This is a genomic window from Paenibacillus sp. N3.4 (assembly GCF_008017805.1).
Classification (GTDB): Bacteria; Bacillota; Bacilli; order Paenibacillales; family NBRC-103111; genus Paenibacillus_E.
Map to the genome: position 1 here is coordinate 1 of NZ_VRTT01000021.1, position 23,411 is coordinate 23,411.

Genomic DNA, 23,411 nt, shown 5'->3' on the forward strand with positions numbered 1-23,411 from the left:
CATGATGTAATCCCCTCCGGTGCTTACTCTAGTATACAAAAAAAGGTACCCACAGTCTGAACACTTTTTCAAAGTGTCCAGACTGTGGGTACCAGTGTATTAAGGAGCCTGCTCTTATTTTATCTCACTTTGATTTATATTCGGATATCTCCACAATTTTAATCTCTGCTTTAGCAATATCAGCTAAGTTGTAGTATCCACTCCCTTTAGCTTTAAAGGATTTCAGTTCATCTTTTCCGATATCCATGGCATAAGCATTTATGGTTGGTACTGTGGTTCCATTTTTCAAGGTTATATCAGTGGTGAAGGCGACATTATTTCGTACATATAATGCTCCATTTAATTGAACTTGACCGGACACATATGTTTCCCTTGGAGTTTGATCAGCACCTGTTATGGATACACTTATTTTTTTATCCTGATCAGTGTAAGGAAAATCCTTATTGCTATTTTCTTTATAATCGATCGTGATCTGGTTGGGTTTTGTCATGATGTCGAGTGTCTCAAATACCAAGGTGTACGTATCTTTGGGTGACATTTCTAATAGTTCATGCAAGGAAAATAGCTCTGCTTGGCGAATACTATACATCGGGAGTCCAACCTTCTCTCAGTGTCTAGTAGGGGTACTAAACACTTCGAGATTTGGGGAGGCACTCCTTTTTTTGCATCTTAAAAACTCAGGTGTGGTAAGGCTTTTGAATTATGAAATTCATTCACATATATAAATAAAAAGCACCCGTAAGGGTGCTTTTTATTTTCTATGGAAGTGATTCGTGGCTTGATACATCCACAATTTGCCGCATTGCGATGACATTCACCGCCGGTGGCATACCTTCCATTTCGATTAGTACCAAAAGCCTTTTTCTACATTACTGATTTTCTTTATCCAACACTTGAATCAAGCGGCGAACCATCGCAGCTGCTTCGGCACGGGTAGCTTTTGCTTCTGGTAAGAACTTGCCTGCATCATCCCCTTGGATGATACCAAGTTTCACTGCAGTGCCAACACCCACCTGCGCCCAATCAGCAATCTGCGTTTGATCCGCAAAATCTTTATCTTTTGCTTGGTCTTGCTTCTTCAAAAGACGTGAGATGACAACAGCCAACTCTTGACGGCTGATTGCCGCTTCTGGACGGAATTGACCATTTGCACCTTGGAAAATTCCCGCCTTTTCAACAGAAGCTACATAACTTGCATACCATGCGTCTCCCGATACGTCTGTAAAGGTGGACTTAGCGTCTGTCTTTTCGAGCTGCAGCATTTCGGCTAATAGTTTAGCAACCTGACCGCGAGTCGTCGTACCCGAAGGGTCAAACGCAGTATCCGTCGCACCGTCTACAATATGGTGTGACACCAGATAACGAATATCTTGCTTCGCCCAGTGGTCATCCAGATCGGTAAACGAACGCTCGAATTGTGCTAAACCAAATGTTCCCGTTGCTTTAAACTCAACATCTAAGGCTCTGCCAAGGTACTTCGGATTACCGTTAACAAATTCATAGGCTCCAATCAATGAAGGCTCGTTCGAAGGCGATGCTGTGAGCCTTAAGGTAAGAGGAACAGAAGCGTTAGCCTCTTCCTTTTTACCATTCTTCTGCTTAGCAACTTCTACATGAATCACGGAGCTTGAAACTTTATATCCGGATAGATTAGCTGCATTGGACGGCTTAAATGCTAGCGCCAATGTCTCATCATCTTTCAGTGAAAATGCTTTGACCGGAATCGTTAAAAATGCGTCTTTTTGCTGCAATTTTACCGTATAACCTCTGGATTGCATTACGTTCCAAACGTTAGAGCTCACTAACAGTGTATCCTGCTTATCCGTAAGAACGACTTTCACTTCATTATTCGTTACTAATTTTGACAAAGCAACAAAATCCAGGTCAACTTCGTTAGCTGCGGTGGAAGGACCGCCGCCACCGCCTCCGCAACAATTATTCGCCGGGGGTGGAGGTGTTACCGAAGCTGTAGTAAACGTATAGCTTTTGTTAACTGCCAGTACATTGCTGCCACTGTAATCAAAGAAATTTCCTTTGATGTTTACTTTGTACTTGGTCCCTTGAGCAAGAACGGTATTTGGTTTTAGAGTTAGCTTCTTGGTCAGCTTTTTTGTATCATCTGCTATAAACCATCCGCTTTGGTTATTCCCGTCCAGCAATTGATTGTTCTTCAACGTTGGATCGGTATTCTCTTTATAGCTCTTCATATGTTGGTAACCAAAAGTAACATTAACTGGAGTCTCTTGATTCCCCTGTACTTGCACCAGACTGATGGTACTGGCATCTATTCCTGCTTCATCCATCGGCCGATCAAATACAATCTCAATATCTGTAGTTCCGCTGATATTATTAGTGTTATCCGCGGGTGTGACAGAAACAATTTGAGGTACCGATGTGCGTACAAGCGGTACATTCAGTTCTGTTTCCGCAGGTGGAACAATTACTTTACGGGACGTATAATCTTCAAACCCTTGTTTGCTGAACTGAACCCGCCATTGTCCTTTCAACACATCCCAACCGTAACGACCTTCCGCATCAGTCGTTTGCGGGTTGATTTGCCCATAATTCTCAGCATCCCAGCCAGACCATTGATTTGTATTTCCATCATACTGTTGAACAACTGCCGTTACACCCGGCAAACGGTTCTCCATGCTTCCTTCGAATACATATCCAGACGGGTCGATCAAAACAATAACTTCCATCAACGGTATACTAACCGAAACTCCATTCTTCTTATAAGTCAGAATGAGCATTTGCTCCCCGTAAGAGCTCCAACCGTAAGGCACTTCGCCTGTGAACGTTTTACCGTCGGCTGCTTTGGTCAAGGAGTACTTGCTTCCGATAAATTCAATGGATGCTTCATCAACAGCTTCTTTAAACGTGACTTTCGTTTGAATCGGTGTTTTCTCCGTAATTGCTAATGTTGCTACCGAGATTTTCGGATTCAACTTTACATTCACGTTCCAACCAGCAGTAATCAAGGCTTCATCAAGTCCTGGTATGCCTGCCGTATATTTCACAGTCGTGATCTCTGACGATTCGTTTTGATCGTTTTCAACAACATGCGCTGTCAATTTGTACTCAGCTTCCGTTGTGTTTGCAGACACAGGCAATACAACATCTGCATACCACCAACGACCTTCTGCTGTTACACGTCCCAAGCTAACGGCGCCTGCGAAAATTTCGACAGTAGAACCTGGTTTCGTATTACCGTATACTTTAATTTTCTTATCTCCCGTTACTGCCGGAGCGTTCAAGGTCACGTACAAAACACTTGTTGTTGCAATCTGTGTAGGTTCTTCTTTCTTACCATTGATAACTGGATAAGCGACGGTTCGAATTGAAGCTTCGTCGGCTTTATTGACCAGAACTTTAAAGGATATCGTACCGCTTGCCCCTGCAGCTATGTCCCCTACTGGCAATTGAAGCAGAGACCCGCCAGTTGCATGCACAGTTTTTCCATTCAGCTCTACAGAATCATCGACAAGCTTCACGCTAGAAGGCAGATCGAAATTCCACACCGTGCTTTTTGCCGAGGAATTACTGCCGTTTTTGTAGTTCAAACGATAGCTCATTTCTTTACCGTTTACGACCGTAGTCACAGACGGAGCAAAGCTATTGCCTTCGCCGGAGAATTGGCTATTCTGTGATTTCATAACAATGCTGATTTCAACTGTGTCTGTGTTGAAATCTTTCATATAGCTCGGATAGCCATACAGATTTGCATTAATCGAGTAGGTTCCCGCAGACAATCCGCGAATTTTAAAATAACCATTGTCATCTGTTCTTGCCCAACCGTTATTTTTGTTGCCATTCGCATAAACGTATACATGCTTCAAAGGAATACCATCTTTATCTAACACTTTACCGTGAATGAACTTATCGTTTTCCAGTGTAATATCTGGTAATTGATGATTAGAAACAGTTTGTGTTTCATTATAATTCGTAAATCCAATAGCCTGTACTTGCAATTGTACTTGATTCGATTCAGCCAAACGATCCAACGTATATCGCCCTTCAGCATCCGTACGTGCATACGTATAAGTACCACCTGCGCTTGCTGACACATCCGCACCTGCTATAGGATTACCGTTCGTGCCAACAATTCGTCCCGTGTATACGACCGCAGGCTGCAGTCCAACCTGAAGTATCTGATTGCCTGCATGGATGGATACTGGCGACTTGTACAGCGGTTGGAAGCCAGGTAGAGATAGATTGAAAGAATAGTCACTTGCCGCGGCAAGCCCCGAAACGGTGAATCTACCCATATATCCATATACTTGTTCCGCAACGGTAGTAGACGTACCACCACCCAGCACATGCTGCGGATTCGTTACATATACACGTTCCGATACCGTCATCGTTTGATTATACCCATAACTGTAGCCTACATCCCAACCGAAAGCTTGTGCAGCAGACGTGCTATACATGTAATAGGAATCAAGATGATTAGTTTGAGTGCCTTCCGGCATGAACAGTTCTATTGTTGCATTAGCTATCTCTTTTATTTTCTTTTTAACATAAATGGAGATCGGATTCACCAAGTAGTCGGTCGATTCATCAATTGTGAATGAATCCTTCAGACCTTCATACTCCCCTTCCCCAATGACGGATATCATATAGACACCTGGTTTCAGGCGCTTTAGCTCTGATTCTCCAGAGTAAGTCATGAAATAACCGTCTTGCCCGATATAGCCTTCTTTGCTCGCTGGACCGGAGATGGAGACTCGCAGCGATTTGTTTACCGGCTGCTTCGAATCTTGATCTAGTAGGCGAACTTTCACGTTTTTGAGCAGTGGCAGGTTGATATCCCCCATTGCTTTGGTCGTACCGTATTCAGTTGCAACTTCGTTAACTACATCAAGGTAGCGCTCTGAACTGACCACATTCAGCTTACCATTGCCCTTAGGCACGCCAGCCAAAGTGAAGTTACCATCATTGTCAGCGTTAATTTGCAAATATTGGCCATTTATTATGAACTCTACAAGCGGATTCCCTTTTACAGATACTCCGCCCTGCTTGATCCTACCGCTCAAGGTTGCGCCGACTTTCTTGTTCAGCTGTTGTACTTTCTCAGCTGATTTCAAGTCAGTGCCCTCTTTAATAAGATTGGCCTTGACAGAGTCGATATCTGTTATGCCTTCTTTGATCTGGAACGTACCTGTAAACTTGCCTTCGCCGCGTTGAAGCACAAGTTCATCGGAAAATGTTTCATTGCTTCCAAGCTTCTTATATGAAACGACTACTTTGCACTGATGCCATCACCTGTAGAGCCTATAAGCTCGATAGGTAAATTGCTGCCGATCTTCAGAAATCCTGCTGAGCTTTGAATTCCAGCAATTCCAATGTTCAGCTGCGATACACCTAAGTCTGGTACTTCAAACATGACTACATTGGACTCGGTCGTCAGACCTTTGCTATTAACCGCTATAACTTTAAGGTCATAATTCTTACCGTCTTTCGCATCCGTGTAATCGTAAGATGTCCCCGTTACATTCCCTTTAATTTTCACCAACGGCTGACCCTGCTCAGCCGCATACACATCATAGTAAGACGCGCCGGACGCCGCCTCCCAAGTTAACTTAATTCCTTTGCCTGCATATGCCGCTTCCAGTTTTGGCTTACCTGGCGGCGTGTTCGGATCCTGACCAATCGTCAACTGTTTGGAAACAGTTAGCGCCTCTTTCGGACCGATCGGATAATTGAATGTCAGTTGATAATTTCCGTATACGTCTTTTAAGTTGGCATACATATAATTCAACGATTGAACACTGCCTATATATATGGCCTTCCCTGCTGCATCCGTAAGAGTAAGTGTACCTTCTACATAGTTAAATTGATCAAAAACTCCCTCATACGGAAGGGCCTTTTCATACGTGATCGATCTAGCTTGGTATCCATTCTCTCTCATAACGAATGCGTTTACCAGCTTAAGATCGCCGCTCTTAACCAATACGGATGTTTGTAGATGTGTGCCGTTAAGAACTACTTGTCCACCACCTCCAGTACCTCCACCACCCGTACCCGCATTGACGTTGGCTACAGATACTGAGCTTGCTTTATTCCCAGCATCGTAATTATATTGGTTAATTTCCCCAAACTGTGGATTCTCTAAGACACCGTTAAATAAAAACACAGTTGCTGCTTGAACAGTACGATAACCACTCTCCATCATATACAACCATGGAGTCTCGTTAGCCTTTGTTGTTTGCTCTACTAAAAAGTTAAAATTAAAAGTGCCCGGAGTCGTGTAGATTCTATTAAACTTCTGATTATAGAATCCACCAGCAGAAACAGCATACTGATAATCACTGTTATATATATTGAAACCTGTGAATGGCACAATAGTACCGTTATTGTTCAACTCAACGGAGACAAGCTGATTGTTTAAATTTTGGAAGTCAACTGCGAATACTTGTTGCTTCGGAATCTCGACCTTTTTCGAGTAATTATATCCGTTGCCTTCATTGTCTCCTCCGACAAGTGCAATATCATAGTTGCCGGACTCGCTTAACAAATAAGCTTTAGGAGATTCATTAAATCCATTTGTGAACTGAATTCTCCAAGTAAATTTAGCTTTTAAATCATTACTGGTAATTTTAATCAAACCCTGGGCAATATTTTGGACTTTACTGCCTTTTGTTGTAATTTCAGTTTTCACCAAGTTTTGCTGCACCGGTATTGACTGCATATCTAAAAGCTGTCTTCCCGTATATTTTTGTTTCACGAGATAGGATATCTGTCTTCCATCTCTATCCATTAAGTTCAGGGCGACAAGTAATACATACTTATCGTCTAGCGTAATAATTTGACTATCAATAAAAATAGAAGAACCTTCCTGGTTTACATACATTTGATACGAATTATTTTCGTCCTCTTTCCATAATGAGGCAGTATCTATATAGCTAAGCTTATAATCTTGCGGTATCTCAATTTGAATCTTATTCTGATTCGGCCCATTGAAATACGTGTCTTGTATCTGAATCGAGTGTTCCAATTTAAGCTGCAAGCTTGTATTCGGAATTGTTTGCTTAACTAATTTCAGATTGTAGGTACCTACCGCAACATTCCCAAGAGGGATATAATATAACGAATCAGTCTGAATTTTCTTCACAAACTTGCCTGCATTGTCATTAAGATCATATTCAAATAAAGATTCCGCTCCGGCTGTTGTTGAAACAGTCGCTGCTTGAACATCCGTACCTTGACCAGTACCTGGTAATGGGATAAGTTCTTGCTTCCCGCTTGCGTCCACGGAATTCACCAGCAATGCCGTATTCGTAGAGAAAGCAGACTGAAAATTTATCTTATACACATACTGCAATACATTGCCGTATCGGTCCTTATAATTCGCATCAAAATAATTATACATTTCTTGGCTTGGGTAAACAGAACTTCTATAGGCAAAAGGAGAGCCTTGAAAATTTTTATCAAGCTGCAGCAACATATCTTGATCGAAAGTAATGCCGTCCCTATAGAAAGTGTACGCCCAGTCACCATCCCTAACTCCAAAAGAGACCCCGCCTTTAAAACCTTTACTTACAAACATTTCTTTCGCTGTATATTGGGCTTGTAAACTTGGCGTGCGAACATTCACAAATCCATCCGAGTAGCCTGCAGGATAAGTTACTTTCACCAAATCATTATCCATATTAAAAGTCTGTCCACTAGTGGCCAGCGGTGTAACAACCGTCATAAAGGCGTAACTCTTTTGGCTCTCATAATTATTAAGCGAAGCATATGCTTCTGCTTCGACATTCGAAGCCAACAAAACTGTTGCTTTATTAGCATTATCAAATTTGACGTTGAAGTACGGGTAACTGTAAGCTGAATTGTAGTTGCCGCCAGTTGAGAAATTAAACGCATTTTTGGCCAAAATTACTAAATCGCCAGTGGTTCCGGTTTGGTGATGCGTAAAAGTCAGTTCTTTCAACTGATTCTTCGTAAAATTCAAAACAGATGTGTCTCCGCCTTTAAAGGTGTAATGGTAGACAATATCTCTGTTTGATGAAAGCGACTTTCCTTTCACAACCAAATCGTACATATTGCCTTTTAGCAAATACGCATTCGGAATAAAAAACTCGCCGTTTTTAAGTGAAGTAACATACGTCCTGGTAGAATTGTAGTAAGATTCATCCTCTCGTCCGTTATAACTTACATTTCGGTATTCATAAAGTTCTACCTGCGCCTCGTTTAAATTCCTACCTGTCTCATCCTCTACCGTAGCTGCTATACCGTTAATATTCTGCGTTTGTGCCAAAACGGTTGGCAACCCGCTTCCGAACAGCAGAACTACGGCTAGCGCCAGCTTTAACCATCGAAATGAAATCTTCATATTCATTCTATTTATTTCCTCCCTAAAGATTTGATAAAATCTGACAATAACCACTATTCATTATATATGGTAATGCATTACAATAGCATTACACCTAGTACATTAGTCATGGAAAAGGGAGTGTGTCCATGAATCACACCAATGAATATCTTAAGCAATCCCCCTCTGACCACAATAACACCAGTTCTAAACCAAGTGTAATTTTCATTCATGGCATCGGGTTAAACAGTTTTTTGTGGGAGCCTTTATGGTCCTATTTGTCGAATAAATACAACATTATTGTTTATAATCTTCCTGGTCATGGGCTAGAGCCTGAACCGTCTTCCCCTATTACTTGGAATAGCTTGTGCAGACAAGTCATCTCAATTATTGACCTGTCTATAATTAATAAATTTCATTTAGTAGGCCATGGAATCGGAGCCAATCTTGCGATAAAGATAGCTCTGTACTGTCCTGAACGTATAGAATCACTTAATCTGATCTCTTTATCCGGATTCAATCGGAGTGCTTATTTACAGCGCGAAATGGAAGAACAAACCCATTTAATCGAGAACATAGACCGTACAGAATTGGTTGAGCATTTGATTCCTTCGTTAACCGTTAATTACAAACGGCCAGATGTCCATTCCTTAATTCGAGATGCCCTACACCATGTCTCAAGTTCCTCATATATTCAATTGTTAAAATTAATTGCTGATAATAATACTATTCATGATTTAGCAAGCCTCACACAGCCAACACTTATGTTAAGCGGAGAAAAGGACCCTGTCTATACCCCTGTTATCTCTGCAATCAACTCTAGTTATATCGAAAAAGGCAGATTTTTTATTGTTCCAAATGCATCTAATCTTACTTTTTTAGACCAACCGGAATGGACTGCCTATTGGCTAAAAAATCATATTGATTCCACCGTCCCAGAGGCGCCCGATTTTTCATCGATAACCTCAGATCCCATGGTGCATTCACTTCATAAAGGTATCCATACGGTTGACCGTACATTTCAAGTAAAACAAATACTTAAGGTGCAGTTGTTGCATAAGTTCCAAGTATCTGTGAATGGCATCGAAATCACTGACGGATGGAACAAACGATTAGCAAAGAAGCTATTGCTTTACTTGCTGCTATCTCCCAACACAACGCGAGAACAATTATATGATGACCTATGGCCAGATAGCGAGCTGCGAAAAGCTCAGAATTATTTAAGAGTATGTTTAAACCATTTAAAATTATTGCTCGGGCAGCACTCTGATCGGTTTGAATTCCTTCACATCGATCGCGAGCACATAACGATTAGGGGAACAATCCGTTGTGATTTATTGGAATTAATAAAAGACTTAGATGAGGCTGTGCAAGAACAAGACGAAGAAACCAAAGAATCTCGCATCTATCAAGTTTGGAGGAAGCTCCCCAACCACATTTTATCTGGGTATGTTGACGATTGGATATTGGGAACTAGAGAAAGGATTGAAGAACAATTAAGCCAATTGGCACAGTGGATGGAAAGCAGATCAAAGCTCAGTAATCACAGTCAAATGATGTCTTTAAAACTCAGCCGTCATCCTAATCATGATCAATTTCAAGAAAATAAAGAAGCTATCATGAACTAAACTGATAATCAAGCAAGATGCTTTACTTGCGTTGAATAGCTCGCTTGCTTTCTGGTATTGCCCCAAGACAGTATAACCTAAGCTTATATAATAGAGCACTTTGGATATTGTCTGGGGATCCCTCCCATTTTTGTTTCGTTTCCCATGACTTCCTGTAAGTAATGAAATTCCCCATATCACTCCAGTTTTCTGTCAAACATCCTACTTGCCATCCGCCTAAGATAGAATGAGGCTCCCCACTAAGCATTATTCTCCAATACCGTGCTCCCTCCACCCCTATCCGAAAATATCGCCCTACAGGTATCCACTGGTGTAGTTACTATTTTTTGTCATCCAATAGGAGGAGAAAATATGAAAATAAACAAAAGCCAATATCTTAATATTAATACAAGATTGGTAGGTGTTTTATTAGACGGTCCAATTAAGGCTTTCCAATCCTTTTCTCATTGCCCAGTAGTGATTCGTACGAACAGTCCGCGTGGACTGAACCCTTGAGCGGTGAGGGCATGGTTGGGTAAATCCACAATTTGCTAACTGCTGTTGTTTGGCAAGCTTGCGTGACCTGATCACTCCATTACATCTTGGGTTTGAAACAATCAGGTTTAGCATTATACTCAGTTTTTCCGTTGGACTTCATAAATACAATGTTGTTATTTTCTTTAAATTTAATAAATATGACCTCCTTTCCAATTTCTTTTGAGTTATTGCTCTTAATAATTTCCAATTTATCTCCAGCTTTTATTGTCTTCATCCACTCTGTATAGTTGCTCTTTCTTTCTTGAACATCACTAATCATAAGGTCTTCATTATTGATTCGAACCAAATCATTCTGTTTAAGAAATTTCTTTTTTTCTTCAGTACTACTAGATGCCTTCCTCTTTACCAAGATCGTCTGAGAAGATAGTCGATCTATAATCTGGTCGTCAGGAGCCTGCTCTTTTGCTTGTGGTAATCCGAGCATTCGTAGGATCTCATTAATGACTCTTGGATATAATGGCAAGCGAACCGTCCTAGATATCAAATGCATGACGATCGGAAGAGAGTTATTCGTAAACTGATACTTAACAAGACGACCCTTTAAGTTACCGGTTGAATCAAGTATTGAAATATCCTCTAAGGGCCGGTGACCGTAAGAATTAAAAATATCGAGCCATGCTGAATTTATACCGATGATATATTTCGTGCGATGGTTAACAGCAATATCGTAAAGCGCTTCATAGGACATGTGTGTTGTCTTTCGAGACATTACCCACTCTGAGAACTTCCCTAACTCGTTATACCGTTTGGAATGATACGGAATAAACTCCATCGTATTGAGTAGTTCAAACTGAAGTCCTATAACGTGTTTTGCTTCACGATATCGTACCCTTCTCCATCTGCAACCTACCTTCGAAAGCACATGAAGTGGGCAATCCGGAGAACAAATGTTTTTATTTTCAGGGATAGAGATCCATTCCTTGTCAAACTGGCCACATTCATTAAAATAATCTGCTCTATTCCATGATGTATACCGCTGTTGTATATGAGGATTCCAGTGGTCTAAGTATTCTCTAGGTTCATTAACCTCACCAGGATTCATAAGAAGGAGAAGAAGATCATTTTTTATATCTTCATGAAACGGACCATAGTATGGTTCCGGGTACAAGGTAGCCATTTGCCTCATTTCTTCTACCATTCCAGGAGGGAACTCGCCGTCAACCTCTCTCACTGCATTCATCGGAAATGGACTTTCATAAACTTCCTTCCAAAAATCCACATAATTCTTTAGTCCACTGCTCATTCGCCATATCCCCCTAATTTCTCAACCACATGCTTCCAGTATAAACCAGATGATTATCAATGAGTATCGTTACTCCCGATAACCACAAGAATAACAACGTGACTAGTCTCCTCATACCCTTGAAAGCAAAAATACCGTTATAAATGCACTACCAAGACGCATCTAAACGGTACTAACTCAATTAATAACATCTTCCAGGCCGAACTGTTTGAGCGTAGCGAACCTCTGTCCTGTTTATAGATTGTGGTTTTATCTGGACACGAGTTCAAATACCGAACCGATATGTCGCAATTCCACAATTCACCGGAACGTATTCAAATGGAATTATTCATCTATTCTATCTTTATTCCTTGCCTTGCGCATATTCTCTGTAAAGTAAATAAGGCCTGTTGCTTAAATTCACTCTTGCTTAAGAATTCACTCAACACCTTTTTATCATTCGTAATTTTGACCATTTCAGATATCTCTAATGCCCTATCCTTCGCATACTCAGCTTTGTGTTGCAACTCCTGAAAACTCATATTACTTATTTCAACAGCACAAGTAATACCAAGCTCAAGGAAATTCCTTTCTAAAAATACATCATAGAATCCGATTGTAGACTCATAAGAATTTATATCCTCTATGCCTAGTTCTTCACACAAACCTCTTTCAACACATTTTCTAAGATCAATTTTATCAGCGTTATCCTTATCCGTATCCGTTAGACCCTCGAGCATCGAGATATTATATTGATTCCTAGAGTTAACTTCGGTCGCGTTAGTTGATCTTTTAGTAAGTATATAGTCTTTAACTTCATGCTCATACTTCAAAATAACCAAAGAATTAACTCCAAATGACGTCGTAAACGAATTGTATTTTTGTAATTCCAAATCGTCATTTACTTGCGATATAGGATGCCCACTAGAACTTAGTTCTTTATAGATCGATCTAAATACCTTATGTGTAAAATAATCGGTACGATATAATTCCATATTTATAACTGGATTTTCATTATCACCGTGTCTGCTGTGCGTATTTATCTTGAATACTCCTAGTTTTGCCTTATTAAAATGACAGCCGTTACTTTTTTCAATAAAATGCCTTGCAACAATTTTTCTATGCTTATTGATAAGATCAGGTAAGTTAAATATTTCTGTAGTCATTGCAATATCTGAGAACGAATTACCTCCGTCGAAAGATGAGTCCGTGTTCATAACAAATTCTTCGGCAATATCTTCTTTATGAAAGCTTTTATATAAATCTTTTTTCAAATCTTCAGGAAAGCCAACGTATAAGCTCTTTTTTGAAAGTACTATATTGATGCCGTTCTTGGAATCATAAGGATTAGCATTGCCTAAAGTAAGGATATTCAACTTCCCAAGGGTACTAGCACTATTAGCCGCCAGTTGTTTGTTTAATTTTTTCCTAACTCCCTTTGATTTAAAGCGTTTTAGATGATAACTATGAATGCCATCATACATTTTCTTGATATAATAGCCCAATAAGAAAATAATAATTGCCTTTATGATGCCTAAAGGAGATAAATTTAGATTCAATACATTTTGTAAGTAATCTACTATATTTGCTAACATAGAAATCAAACCAACACCTTTTCCTTATGAGAGTTGCTCTCAAATTTTCATACCAAAGCCCTCAAACACATTATTTTCCATCATACAACAACACGAAGTTTCGGAATAGTTATTTTTCTAATGACACAAGTATCTTCATAATTGTTTGAAAAGTTTACGTACCCTTGAGCGGATGTAGTGTGCATTTAGCGACGACAGTAGAAATCCACAACCTCTTACAGTTGTGGATTTACATAGTAGAGTTGGCTAAAAACCATATCGAGCCTGCTAATTCACTGTTATAACAACGGGATCGCTGGCTTCTTTTAGGTTCTCTTTCGCAATTACTTGAAAAGTTTGGCCGTTTACTAATTTCATAGTCGATAAATCAATGGAGAAGGACCCATCGCTAGCGACATAACTCACGCCAACCTCTTGATTCATGTTATTGACAAGCAAAATGATGGAACTCATATGGTTAACTATATCAGGCCCGCTATAAGTCCCCCTAAGATACTTAGACTGTGCATTAAGAGTACTGGTGACTATCGGTGCAACTGATTTTGTTGGTGCAGATTGGATAGTGATATATTGACGATCGCTTGTCAGTTTGCCTGCCTCATGGGCAGTGAGATAAATTTTCTCTCCGCCTCGCAGAACGGAAAAGGCTAGCAAGATCGACCATTGACCCGTATTCATATCTGAGTAGACCCCTGTATAAATGACACTTCCATCTTCGTGATAGGCGTAAATTATTGAACTTGGGGCAGCCACCCCCTTGAGTGCATTCGTATAGCCATAAACTTGTCCAGTAACGGTCGGCATGCTGGACTTCACAACTGGTGCTATTGCAGTAAGCACAAGCTCATCACTTATTAATTTACCTCTCGCATAAGCTTGGATTTTCAGCTTCTGGCCAGGTTGCATGGGAGGGAAAGATGGCAACGAAAAAGTGAACTCACCCCGCTCATTCGCTGGATAACTATATATTAACGTACCATCTTCATAGTAGTAGTACAGTGTTGCAAAAGGCTCTGTTAATCCAGGCAATTTATAGTTTGCATCCGCATAGACTGGCGCGGTAATTATAGGGACAGCAGTTTTGACCGTAGGTGCGATCGTTGTGAATAAGAATGGTAAACTTTCCTTCATCCCTGTCGCCTTCGCAGTCAACTGGTACTGCATATTAGGGAGGAGATGCAAATTGTACAAGGTGCCTGACCCATTAAAGGAATATCCGCTCGCAAGAATCTTGCCACTCATATCTTTGATATATAGATCTACACTCACATTGAGATAGGGGAAGACAGTAGCTTGTATTGTATCATAATCACTATAAACTTCCCCCGTTATCGCGGGGGTGGCAGTAACTGGCCTCGTCTGAACCGCTACTTGGACAGGTCCACTTACGACCTTCTCATATCCTTTAGCTGAGACGTGTAGAATTTCTCCTGCGATGGTTGGCGATAATAAGGATACATTAAAATTAACGTCCAAATACTGATATCCCGCTTTCCCTTCACCGATTATACTCCCGTCAGCCCGTTTAACAATAATGATCGCGCCCTCTTCCGCTTTTCCGGAAATGCTGAGAACACCTTCATAGACCACACCTGTTACCGTAGGCGACGGAGTAACAACGGTCGGCGATACCACGGTAACAGAGGTGGGATCACTTTTTCTCTTCCCCTCAGCCTGCGCATACACTAATATTTGTTCTCCGACTCTTAACTGAGCGTTCTCAAACAGATATACATCAAGGATAGTTCCGAGATGATTATGGGATCGGCCAATCAAGGTCCCATCCGCTTTGGTGACATCGATTTCGTTCGACCAATCTTCAACCGTGCCCTTAAGGTACCTAGTATCGTCATAAACAACGCTCGTTACGGTTGGGGACTTGGTTTTCGGTCTTTCAACAACGTTCACCTCAAACCTCTTACTCTTCCATCCGCTGTCCGCGTATAGAGTGACATACAAAATGTCACCCCCACTCAATACCAAATTCGGATTATTTTCTAACAAATTAACGCTGAAAAACATATTAAACTTGCCCGGTGTATGGAGTATAGTCCCATCCTCCAATTCCACTTTAACTGAGAACGGCTCATTCAAATTCAGGAAACTACCGTTCATATAACCAAGATCTGCATATATATTCTGCACAACATCTGGCACTGGCGTATCTTCTTTGATAATCAAATCTGGCAACGTGATCGGTTGTCCCGCTTCTACAATAAATTCATTCGTAGAATATCTTGTTAGACCCAAATACACATTAATCTTATAATTGCCGGGGGAGACATTATCGAATGTAAAGCTTCCTCCAAGGACAGTTTTATTCGTATAATGTTCTTCCGTTCCACTAACTCCGTCCAAATAAATCGTCATGTTGTATATACCAATCGGTGTCGGATCGGTATACCTCAAATAAAGCAAGGAGCCTTTTACAATGGTATTGCGTTTATTTACCGTAAATGGTTGGGATAACGCTGAAGCCGCATTCTTGTACGATACGGAATAGATGACCGCCTGATCTTCATCGCTGTTGCCGATGGATTCGACCGTCAATTCCACTGCTTGATTACCTTGCTTTAAGCCGATCCGTTTAACTTCCGTTTTCTGAAAAACGCCATTATTGACCTTTCTTAACACAGTAAAGTTTGAAGCCTCAGGGAGTCCCGCCAAAGCCTTGTCGAAAAGCACTTCAATCTTTCCATTGATCGCATTGATGCTTGTGACGGCTGGTGCCGCACTTCCTGGTCCCGGATTAGCGCCTCCTCCAGGTACACCACCGCCAATAGGCCCTCCTCCTCCTCCGATAAATGGAACCGAGGCTAATATTAATGAACCTTTGCATCGTCTGACAGAAGCGATTCTTGGATTTGACCTTCACCCGTTATCGTCGTTTTGCTTCTTAAGTCAAGTTTCTGGACGATTACATTCTTCTCCAAAATAATGCTTCTTATCTTCAGTTCCTTTTCAATGTATAAGTTTTTGATTTTCCCAGAACGAATCTTGAGTTCATCCACATTAGCGTTCAAGCTAAATTTATTAAAGTCACCAGCGAGTGTGATATCCCTTTTTTTGTCTGTCTCGGGGAGTACGGCTACATCAACAAAGCCCTCTCCTGACAAATTACTTTCTTCGATGATTGCGCTGGATAGAACTTGAGTTTCCCGAATAACGGTTTCACCCTCCGCTACAACTCTAACAGCACTTTCTTGCCTATTTATTATCAGCTTTCCAATTTGGCTATTCTGGATATGGATACTATTCATGCCACCACCTTCAATACGAGTAACGCCATCTACCTGTACCCGATCTAGATATGCATCACCATCTCCAATCCCCTCTGCCAAAATCAGATCCCCCAATATATGCATGTTCTGAAGAGTAATATTAGCTGATTGGATGACCACATTAGTTTGCAAAGTACTTTTAGTAAGCTCGCCATAGACACCTGCTTTTTCGTAGACCACCTTACTTGCCGCTAACGTTCTTTGAATAGTCGCTACAGATTCTGCACGTGTCATCTGACGCTGTGGTTGGAACATTCCATCCGGATATGTAGTCATAATTCCTTTATTGGCCATATTATTTATTGCAGAGATACTCCAGGACGGGATAAGATTGGAATCTTCAAAAGAGGTCGAAGTTTCCATTGCTGCATCTTTCAGATTCAATATTTTCGAGAGGATCACAGCTGTTTCTTGTCTGGTGATTTGTTCATTGGGACGAAAGGTATTGTCGTTAAATCCATCAATATAGCCATGCGCAATAGCTTTTTGCACCTCTATGTATACCCAATCCGTTGGTTCTATATCTTTGAAGCTAATGGACCCCTTATCGGAGTAATGAAATGCTCTATTTACAAGTGCTACAAATTCTCCTCTGGATATGACTTGGTCCGGTCGAAAGGTACCATCCGGATATCCCGCTACGATTCCTTTATCCAACCATTCCTGTAGATTCCCTTCAGCCCAATGTCCCTTAATATCATTAAGTTGAGCAGAATTTCCGTAAATATGTCCAAAAGGAATCAGGATAAATAGCGTCATTACTAACCAAGTATTCATTAAGAGCCGATTCTTAAACAATGGGTTTGATCACTCCTACTAGTATTGATAGTTTTATTTTATAAATAATTAAACCTACTAACTTTAGTATATTTCCTTATATTGGTTTAATCAATAAAAAGAGTGCCTCTTGAGGTACTATATCCCATATTTGGTGGTGAAAGGACTCCCGTGGTAGAACACCTCCAGTAAAATAAGGTGTTCCCGTTGTGGATTTAATAGATGCAGGTGAACCCTGGCTTGGCTAATCCACAATTCACCGCCGCGTGATGCTGAGGATAATGGGTAAGGTGACTGGTCTGTTAAATTGCTGCAGCTTCTTAGACAAACCGATGAAAGCACGAAAAGGTGATAGAAAATGCTCAAACCAAAAAAAGGAGTATAACAAGCCGAAGTGGATCACTAGTTTGGGATGATCAATGGCTGCGCGATATGGCAAAACTCCTAAATAGTAAGGAATAGCCTGTTCCCAATCGAGGATGATAGGGTATAGCCGCATTTACGAACTTATCCATCTAAAAAGGAGAGTTCTTATGCTGACTAAACACAAGAAAAAAGCATTGATCATTGGATGCGGGATTGCTGGTCCCGCGTTGGCCCTGTTTTTGAAACGAGTGGGAATTGACGCGGAAATCTATGAAGCCCGTAAGTCATCAGAAGGTTATTCACTTTCACTGTCCTGCAATGGTCTCGCTGTACTACAGGAACTCGGGCTTGATCAAGCCGTTTTGGATGAAGGCTCCGTAGTAAGCAAATGGCTCATGGGGAACAGTAAAGGCAAAAGTTTAGGCGGAGGAGTATTAGCGGGAGGTGGCCTCAAAAGCGTCTTCATCAAGCGAGTTCCCCTTGGCAATATCATTTCGGATGAAGCCGAACGTCAAGGAATACGCATCACTAATTGGTTGTGATGGCGTCCACTCACGCACACGTCAAATTCTCGATCCGGCATACCAAGGCGCCAGCTACACCGGCCTAATCAATAGCGGAGGCTACACCACAGGCGTTGAAGTTCCCAGTTCGCCTCAGACCACTCAATTCATCTTTTGCAAACGCGCTTTTTTCGGTTATCACGTAAGTCCAACCGGCTATATTTACTGGTTTACAAATTGGCCGGAAGCCAATGAGCCCGCCATGGGAGCTTTTGATGATATCACCGAAGATGAACGAAAAAGACAGATGCTAGAGCTATATCAAGACGATCAACCTTTCATTCGAAAGATCATTCAGGAAGCAGACACCACCTTCCCTTATTTTTCATCCTATGCGTTGCCTAAACAACCTACCAGTTGGCACAGGGGGCCTATAGCTTTGCTAGGCGATTCTGCGCATGCCATCTCTCCAAGCTCCGGGCAAGAAGCATCGATGGCACTGGAGGATGCTATTGTTCTGGCGAAATGTTTGCGCGATATCCCCGATCTGGAGCAAGCCTTTGCCACCTACGGACATTTGAGGCGTGAGCGAACCGTCAAAATGTTTGACGTGGGACAGCGCGGCGATTCTGGCAAGCATGCGGTTCGTCCCTTCCAGCAGTGGTTCCGGGATACTACGACGCCTTTCTTTCTGAAACTCTTTGCAAATCCAAAGGCATCAGACTGGATGTACTCATACAGAGTCGATTGGGAAGAGAAAGTTTTAGCATACAATTCCTAAGATGTCTCAACGAGAAAATAGGCGAGCATCGAATTAATTCTCTCCATGGACAAACTAAATTCGGCCCGTATGAGCATATTAGACAAGCCTAAATGGACTTATTTTTTCCCTCACAGTGAACTATATAGATTAAAGTGCTGTGGAAGCATCCCTAAACTTACTTTACGGATGCTTCCAATTTAAAATAAGGGGGTGCTTTTAACCACCCTTTTCTCAATAATAGATCTTTTAAAGTTATTGCGTAAATCAGCTTCTTCATCTGAAACTTGGCAAACATGGCAGCTACATCCGGCCTAACCGCTTCAGTCAGCCCCCGACAAGCATAATTCATGCCCAGTACAATATTGAAACTGAGAAGACTTGCAATTTCCTCATCTGATAATCTGGAGCCCTCCGGCATATTCCGGAAATCTCCAATCGGTTTATCCGGCGATGGCTCTGAGAACGGTACCCCTTCTGCTTTCAAAAACTCAGTTAATTCGTTAAATATCGGACGATGAACATCGTTAATAACTTCTTGCAGCTTTTCCTTAAGTTCCAGATCCTGAGTAATATTAAAAGACACCTGTTCACCACGCATTGTTTGTTCCGTCGCCGTCAAATAAAACCAGAGATTCATGACTTCTCCAACATTTAAAGGCGGCTTTTCGCCATCCAGAAACGGCTTAATTGCATCATCAAGTACTTCCAAGATATTCATGTTCGCAGCTCCCTTTTTGCTAGTTATAGTACCCACAAGCCTATATTTTATTAGCTTCTGTTTTGGATAATAGTTCTAACATAACGCGAGGACATATTTCATCGGACAAGTGCATAATGCAGTTGCAAGAAGATCAATCATTTGAGTATTCTTATCGGAGGCCAATGCTAAAGCGAATGAATAAAAATGACTTTACAGTTTCTATGGGAAAATTGCCTTCGGAGGTTATGAATCTCCAACGCCTTCAGAGGAATATCCTATCTTTCCGAGAAAAAAAGCACCCTCGCGGGTGCTTCTTCATTTGTAAGGAAGTGCGGGAAAACTATATAAATCCAAACGTATTCTACCCCTGTTGGACGAACATATAGATGATAACTACGACAACCAGAATACAGAACAAAGTAAACAGCAGGATTTTCAAGGACTTAGTGGAACGCCGCCGGTAACACTCCCCGTCTCTCCGTTCACCATATAGCGGTACGTTTTATTTTTGTACATGTATGTCGCATTCCACACTGGCAATAATATGTGCTTGTATGTCCGGTCGAAGTATCTCGTGCGGATATCCAGGTTGCGTATTTCATCTCCGCCAATCTTTCTCCGGATCTCGCTTTCCAGTTGGACGTCTACGTGGGACTTCGCCTGGTTCCAGCCCTCCTGGAGGGAGACGGTATAGCGCTCAGCAATAAACCCGCTCAAATACTCAGGCTTATAAGAGACAAGCTGGTCGAGCTTGAAGTCGTTCAGCTTGTGCAGCAGTTCGCTGTCGTATTGTCCAGAGGCTGGGATGAGCATATCGTCGTAAAATTGCCCGTATGTCCCCTTGGTCCAGTGCCATACTGTGTATTGGACCGTTTCCGTATATGTTTCGGTCCTGCCGTCGACGACGCGGGTGCGCGTCTCCTGCCGATAGTGGTGGACGCCAACCTCCGCCTTATATGATGAATCCGTATCGGTGTCGAACGTCCAGAACGGCACGTAGATACCGTTCAGATTGGAATTGACGGACCGTTTCTTGAATTCGTTCGGGATGAACCACCTTTCTTTGCGCCAGGCGTTGAAAGCTTGGGTGGCTTGGTCCCGAGAGATATGGAACGGAATGACGGACTCCGGACGGATGCTCCCTGGATTACCCTGCGGCATCACCTTCGGAGATCCGCAGAACCCGCACACGACCGCGGTTTGGCTCGCAGGCAGCAGCATTTCGCCGCCACAGTTGCCGCACTTGATCATCTGTTGTTCCGTACCCCAATCCTTCAAAGAAGAATCGTCTTCGTCGGCGAAATCGAGTTCGTGTTCCTCCGGCTTTTCTTCTTCAGTACCGTCTCCGATAGGCTTCTCGCTGCCGCAATAGCGGCATTTCAGCGTTTGGCTGACCGTATCGAACTGCATCTGGCCACCGCACCCCTGACACGGGAAGGTAGCCGTCTGATTTTGCGGCGGTATTGGATTATTGGCTCCCATGTCGAATCATCCTTTACGATTTGGTGCCGCAACCGGAACAGAACTTCGCGCCCGGAGTCAGCGCGCTTCCGCATTCATGGCAGATACGGTTCTCGGGGCGGGCAGTTCCGCACTCAGAACAGAATTTGTCGTTCGCGTTTAGCGGATGATTGCATTTGCCGCATAGCTCGATATTGCGGTCTTGATCGGGAACAGTTGGGGTTGGGGCCTGGTTCGGATTGTGAGCCTGGGCATCCCCGCCAGGATTGGTCGAGATGGGCTGCTGCCCTCCTCCGGTCATCATCTGGTTAATCATTTGTCCCATTGCCATGCCGGCACCGAGCCCCGCCCCTGCTCCGGCCAATCCGCCGCTGGAGTTGTTGGCTGCTTCACGGATCGATTCGGCGGTTTGATACTTCATGTATTGATCAAGATTTCCAGCAATATTCATCGAAGATCTGCGGTCGATCATCTTCTCGACCTCTTCAGGTAAGGAAATATTTTCTATGAAGAATCCGGTCAGCGCAAGCCCAATCGCCGCAAAATTTGGCTGCAGCTTGGCGCCAGCTTGCGAACTAAGCTCGTCATAATGCGTAGCCAGATCGATGATCGGGATGCCCGATTCGGCCAGCAGGTCACTTACGCCCGAGACGATCATCGTTTTGAAGAAGCCGGATATTTGCCCTGAATTGAATTCCTCATGCGAACCGAAAATTTCTCTCATAAACACAGCGGGATCTTTCACCTTAAACGAATAATTCCCGAAGCCGCGGGCGCGCACCATTCCGAATTCCTTGTCGCGCATAATGACCGGGTTCGTCGTGCCCCATTTCTGATCAGTGATATTGGTCGTATTGACGAAATACACATCCGCTTTAAACGGGGAGTTGAAGGCATACTTCCACGATTTGAGCGCCGTCAGCACCGGCATATTCTGCGTGCTCAGCTCGTATTTGCCTGGGCCGAACACATCAGCGATTTGTCCTTCGTTTACGAAGATCGCCGCCTGCCCTTCACGCACCGTCAGCTGTGCTCCCATCTTAATTGCGTTGTCGTATGCGGGGAAATGATACACGATCGAATCCGTATCTTCCATCCACTCGATGACTTCAATAAACTGACCTTTAATAAATGAAAACAGTCCCATCGTTCATCCTCCAATCGGATCTTTTCTTCATCGCGTTATCGTTTTTCAATAATTTTCATTATACGGTAAAAACTCGGAATAAGGTATATATACCTATATACCCTATTCCAATTCGTAGACAATTCGTCTATAATCCCTCTACAATATTAGGGCATAACAAAGCCCCGTCCTTATGAGAGCGGGGCTTTCATGGTGAAGCGAGGAGTGTCGAATTCCTGTCAGAAAATATCGTTAAACAGGCATATACGAGGTGCATTCATAGTCTTGATGTCACCGAGTAGTCGTTCAAATCTGGTAGTTTCATGATTATTTATAAAGGGGTTCGTTATCGGACTTGTGGAATGCCACTAGCCGCCCTATGTGCAATTATCACTTGGGAATTTCTAATTTCCTTCGTTGCTGTGCATAGCAGATCCGCAGCAATTTTCTGCAAATCCGCAGCATTACTATTTCATCATCCAGCAATGCTGATAAGAACAAGCAGTCGCTCAAATTCCGCTCCATTCAAATCTTCGAAAGGTCGTGTTAGCAATATCTCATCGGGCCTGCATGCCTTTGATGATCTTTGAGGGTTGGCAATAGCCTTTTTCCGAGGGCTCTTCTTTTGGATGAACTCTTCCATTTTCTCTTCTTGCTAGGCTGCATCACGCCAGAAATCGCTCCAAACAGTATGAATCCAACAAAAAACATATAATCTCTTTCATGTGGTCCCCCACTACGATGTTTTCTAATAACCACATTACAGTAAATGGGAATATTTCCTACAATAAAATAGAGAAGCATATCGAAAGAAGCCGATGGAGCAGTAAAAGCTACAGTTAGATCAAAGCCTGCTAATGGCTACAATTGTATAAGAAAAAGCAGCCATCACAGAGGATTCTCTGCGACAACTGCTTTCTCAGATGGGAACCCACCTTGCAAACCGAGACTTCCCTAAAATCAAGAAACTCATCGCCAGCTATGTGGAAAAGGTAATCGTCTACGAAAAGCATGTAGAAGTTATCCTAAAGGTCCATGTTGTGGAATTGATATATGGGGGTTAGAGGATGGGGGGATGACATTGAAACTTTCCAATATATCAGCAGACTTGAGCCCCGGAAATTTTATATCCTAACGA

Annotated in this window: 13 protein-coding genes; 3 read left to right on the forward strand and 10 right to left on the reverse strand. The window is 42.3% G+C overall.

Going from position 1 to position 23,411, the window contains the following annotated elements; all coding sequences use genetic code 11:
* Positions 1-124: 124 nt before the first annotated feature.
* The 3 genes from FU659_RS12685 to FU659_RS12695 form a co-directional block, all read right to left on the reverse strand.
* Positions 125-589: a hypothetical protein gene (locus FU659_RS12685; protein ID WP_147947924.1), complete on the reverse strand. Its 465-nt coding sequence runs from the start codon at positions 587-589 to the stop codon at positions 125-127.
* 280 nt (positions 590-869) lie between these two features.
* Positions 870-5,192, reverse strand: coding sequence for a carboxypeptidase regulatory-like domain-containing protein (locus tag FU659_RS12690; RefSeq protein WP_147947925.1), 4,323 nt, complete (start codon positions 5,190-5,192; stop codon positions 870-872).
* Positions 5,193-5,242: 50 nt separating this feature from the next.
* Entirely contained in the window at positions 5,243-8,341 is a 3,099-nt protein-coding gene (locus FU659_RS12695) for a hypothetical protein (protein ID WP_147947926.1), read from the reverse strand.
* Positions 8,342-8,463: 122 nt separating this feature from the next.
* On the opposite strand from FU659_RS12695, the gene FU659_RS12700 reads away from it, so the two are divergent.
* Positions 8,464-9,942 carry an alpha/beta hydrolase gene (locus FU659_RS12700; protein WP_147947927.1) on the forward strand — a complete coding sequence of 493 codons (1,479 nt, stop codon included), beginning with the start codon at positions 8,464-8,466 and terminating at the stop codon, positions 9,940-9,942.
* Between the two features lie 574 nt (positions 9,943-10,516).
* Here FU659_RS12700 and FU659_RS12705 read toward each other — a convergent pair.
* The 4 genes from FU659_RS12705 to FU659_RS12720 all read right to left on the reverse strand — a co-directional run bounded on the left by FU659_RS12705 (position 10,517) and on the right by FU659_RS12720 (position 17,354).
* The gene (locus FU659_RS12705) at positions 10,517-11,722 is read right to left on the reverse strand and encodes a hypothetical protein (RefSeq protein ID WP_147947928.1); all 1,206 of its coding nucleotides are present in this window, start codon (positions 11,720-11,722) and stop codon (positions 10,517-10,519) included.
* Between the two features lie 332 nt (positions 11,723-12,054).
* On the reverse strand, positions 12,055-13,296 hold the full coding sequence (locus FU659_RS12710; RefSeq protein WP_147947929.1) for a hypothetical protein: 1,242 nt from the start codon (positions 13,294-13,296) through the stop codon (positions 12,055-12,057).
* Between the two features lie 267 nt (positions 13,297-13,563).
* Positions 13,564-15,981 carry an Ig-like domain-containing protein gene (locus FU659_RS12715; protein WP_147947930.1) on the reverse strand — a complete coding sequence of 806 codons (2,418 nt, stop codon included), beginning with the start codon at positions 15,979-15,981 and terminating at the stop codon, positions 13,564-13,566.
* Positions 15,982-16,118: 137 nt separating this feature from the next.
* A complete protein-coding gene (locus FU659_RS12720; RefSeq protein ID WP_222708536.1) occupies positions 16,119-17,354 on the reverse strand; it encodes an S-layer homology domain-containing protein in 1,236 nt (411 codons plus the stop codon).
* A 533-nt stretch (positions 17,355-17,887) separates the two neighbouring features.
* On the opposite strand from FU659_RS12720, the gene FU659_RS12725 reads away from it, so the two are divergent.
* Both FU659_RS12725 and FU659_RS12730 read left to right on the forward strand, forming a co-directional pair.
* Positions 17,888-18,262: an FAD-dependent oxidoreductase gene (locus FU659_RS12725; RefSeq protein ID WP_187274120.1), complete on the forward strand. Its 375-nt coding sequence runs from the start codon at positions 17,888-17,890 to the stop codon at positions 18,260-18,262.
* A complete protein-coding gene (locus FU659_RS12730) occupies positions 18,219-19,004 on the forward strand; it encodes an FAD-dependent oxidoreductase (RefSeq protein WP_147947933.1) in 786 nt (261 codons plus the stop codon). Before FU659_RS12725 ends, FU659_RS12730 begins: the two co-directional genes overlap by 44 nt.
* Before the next feature lie 157 nt (positions 19,005-19,161).
* Here FU659_RS12730 and FU659_RS12735 read toward each other — a convergent pair whose 3' ends face one another.
* The 3 genes from FU659_RS12735 to FU659_RS12745 all read right to left on the reverse strand — a co-directional run bounded on the left by FU659_RS12735 (position 19,162) and on the right by FU659_RS12745 (position 22,294).
* Entirely contained in the window at positions 19,162-19,704 is a 543-nt protein-coding gene (locus FU659_RS12735) for a DUF3231 family protein (protein WP_147947934.1), read from the reverse strand.
* 417 nt (positions 19,705-20,121) lie between these two features.
* The gene (locus tag FU659_RS12740; RefSeq protein WP_261807803.1) at positions 20,122-21,096 is read right to left on the reverse strand and encodes a TFIIB-type zinc ribbon-containing protein; all 975 of its coding nucleotides are present in this window, start codon (positions 21,094-21,096) and stop codon (positions 20,122-20,124) included.
* A gap of 85 nt (positions 21,097-21,181) precedes the next feature.
* Positions 21,182-22,294 (reverse strand): SPFH domain-containing protein, encoded by a 1,113-nt coding sequence (locus FU659_RS12745; RefSeq protein WP_147947935.1) that lies wholly within the window; start codon positions 22,292-22,294, stop codon positions 21,182-21,184.
* Positions 22,295-23,411: the final 1,117 nt, after the last annotated feature.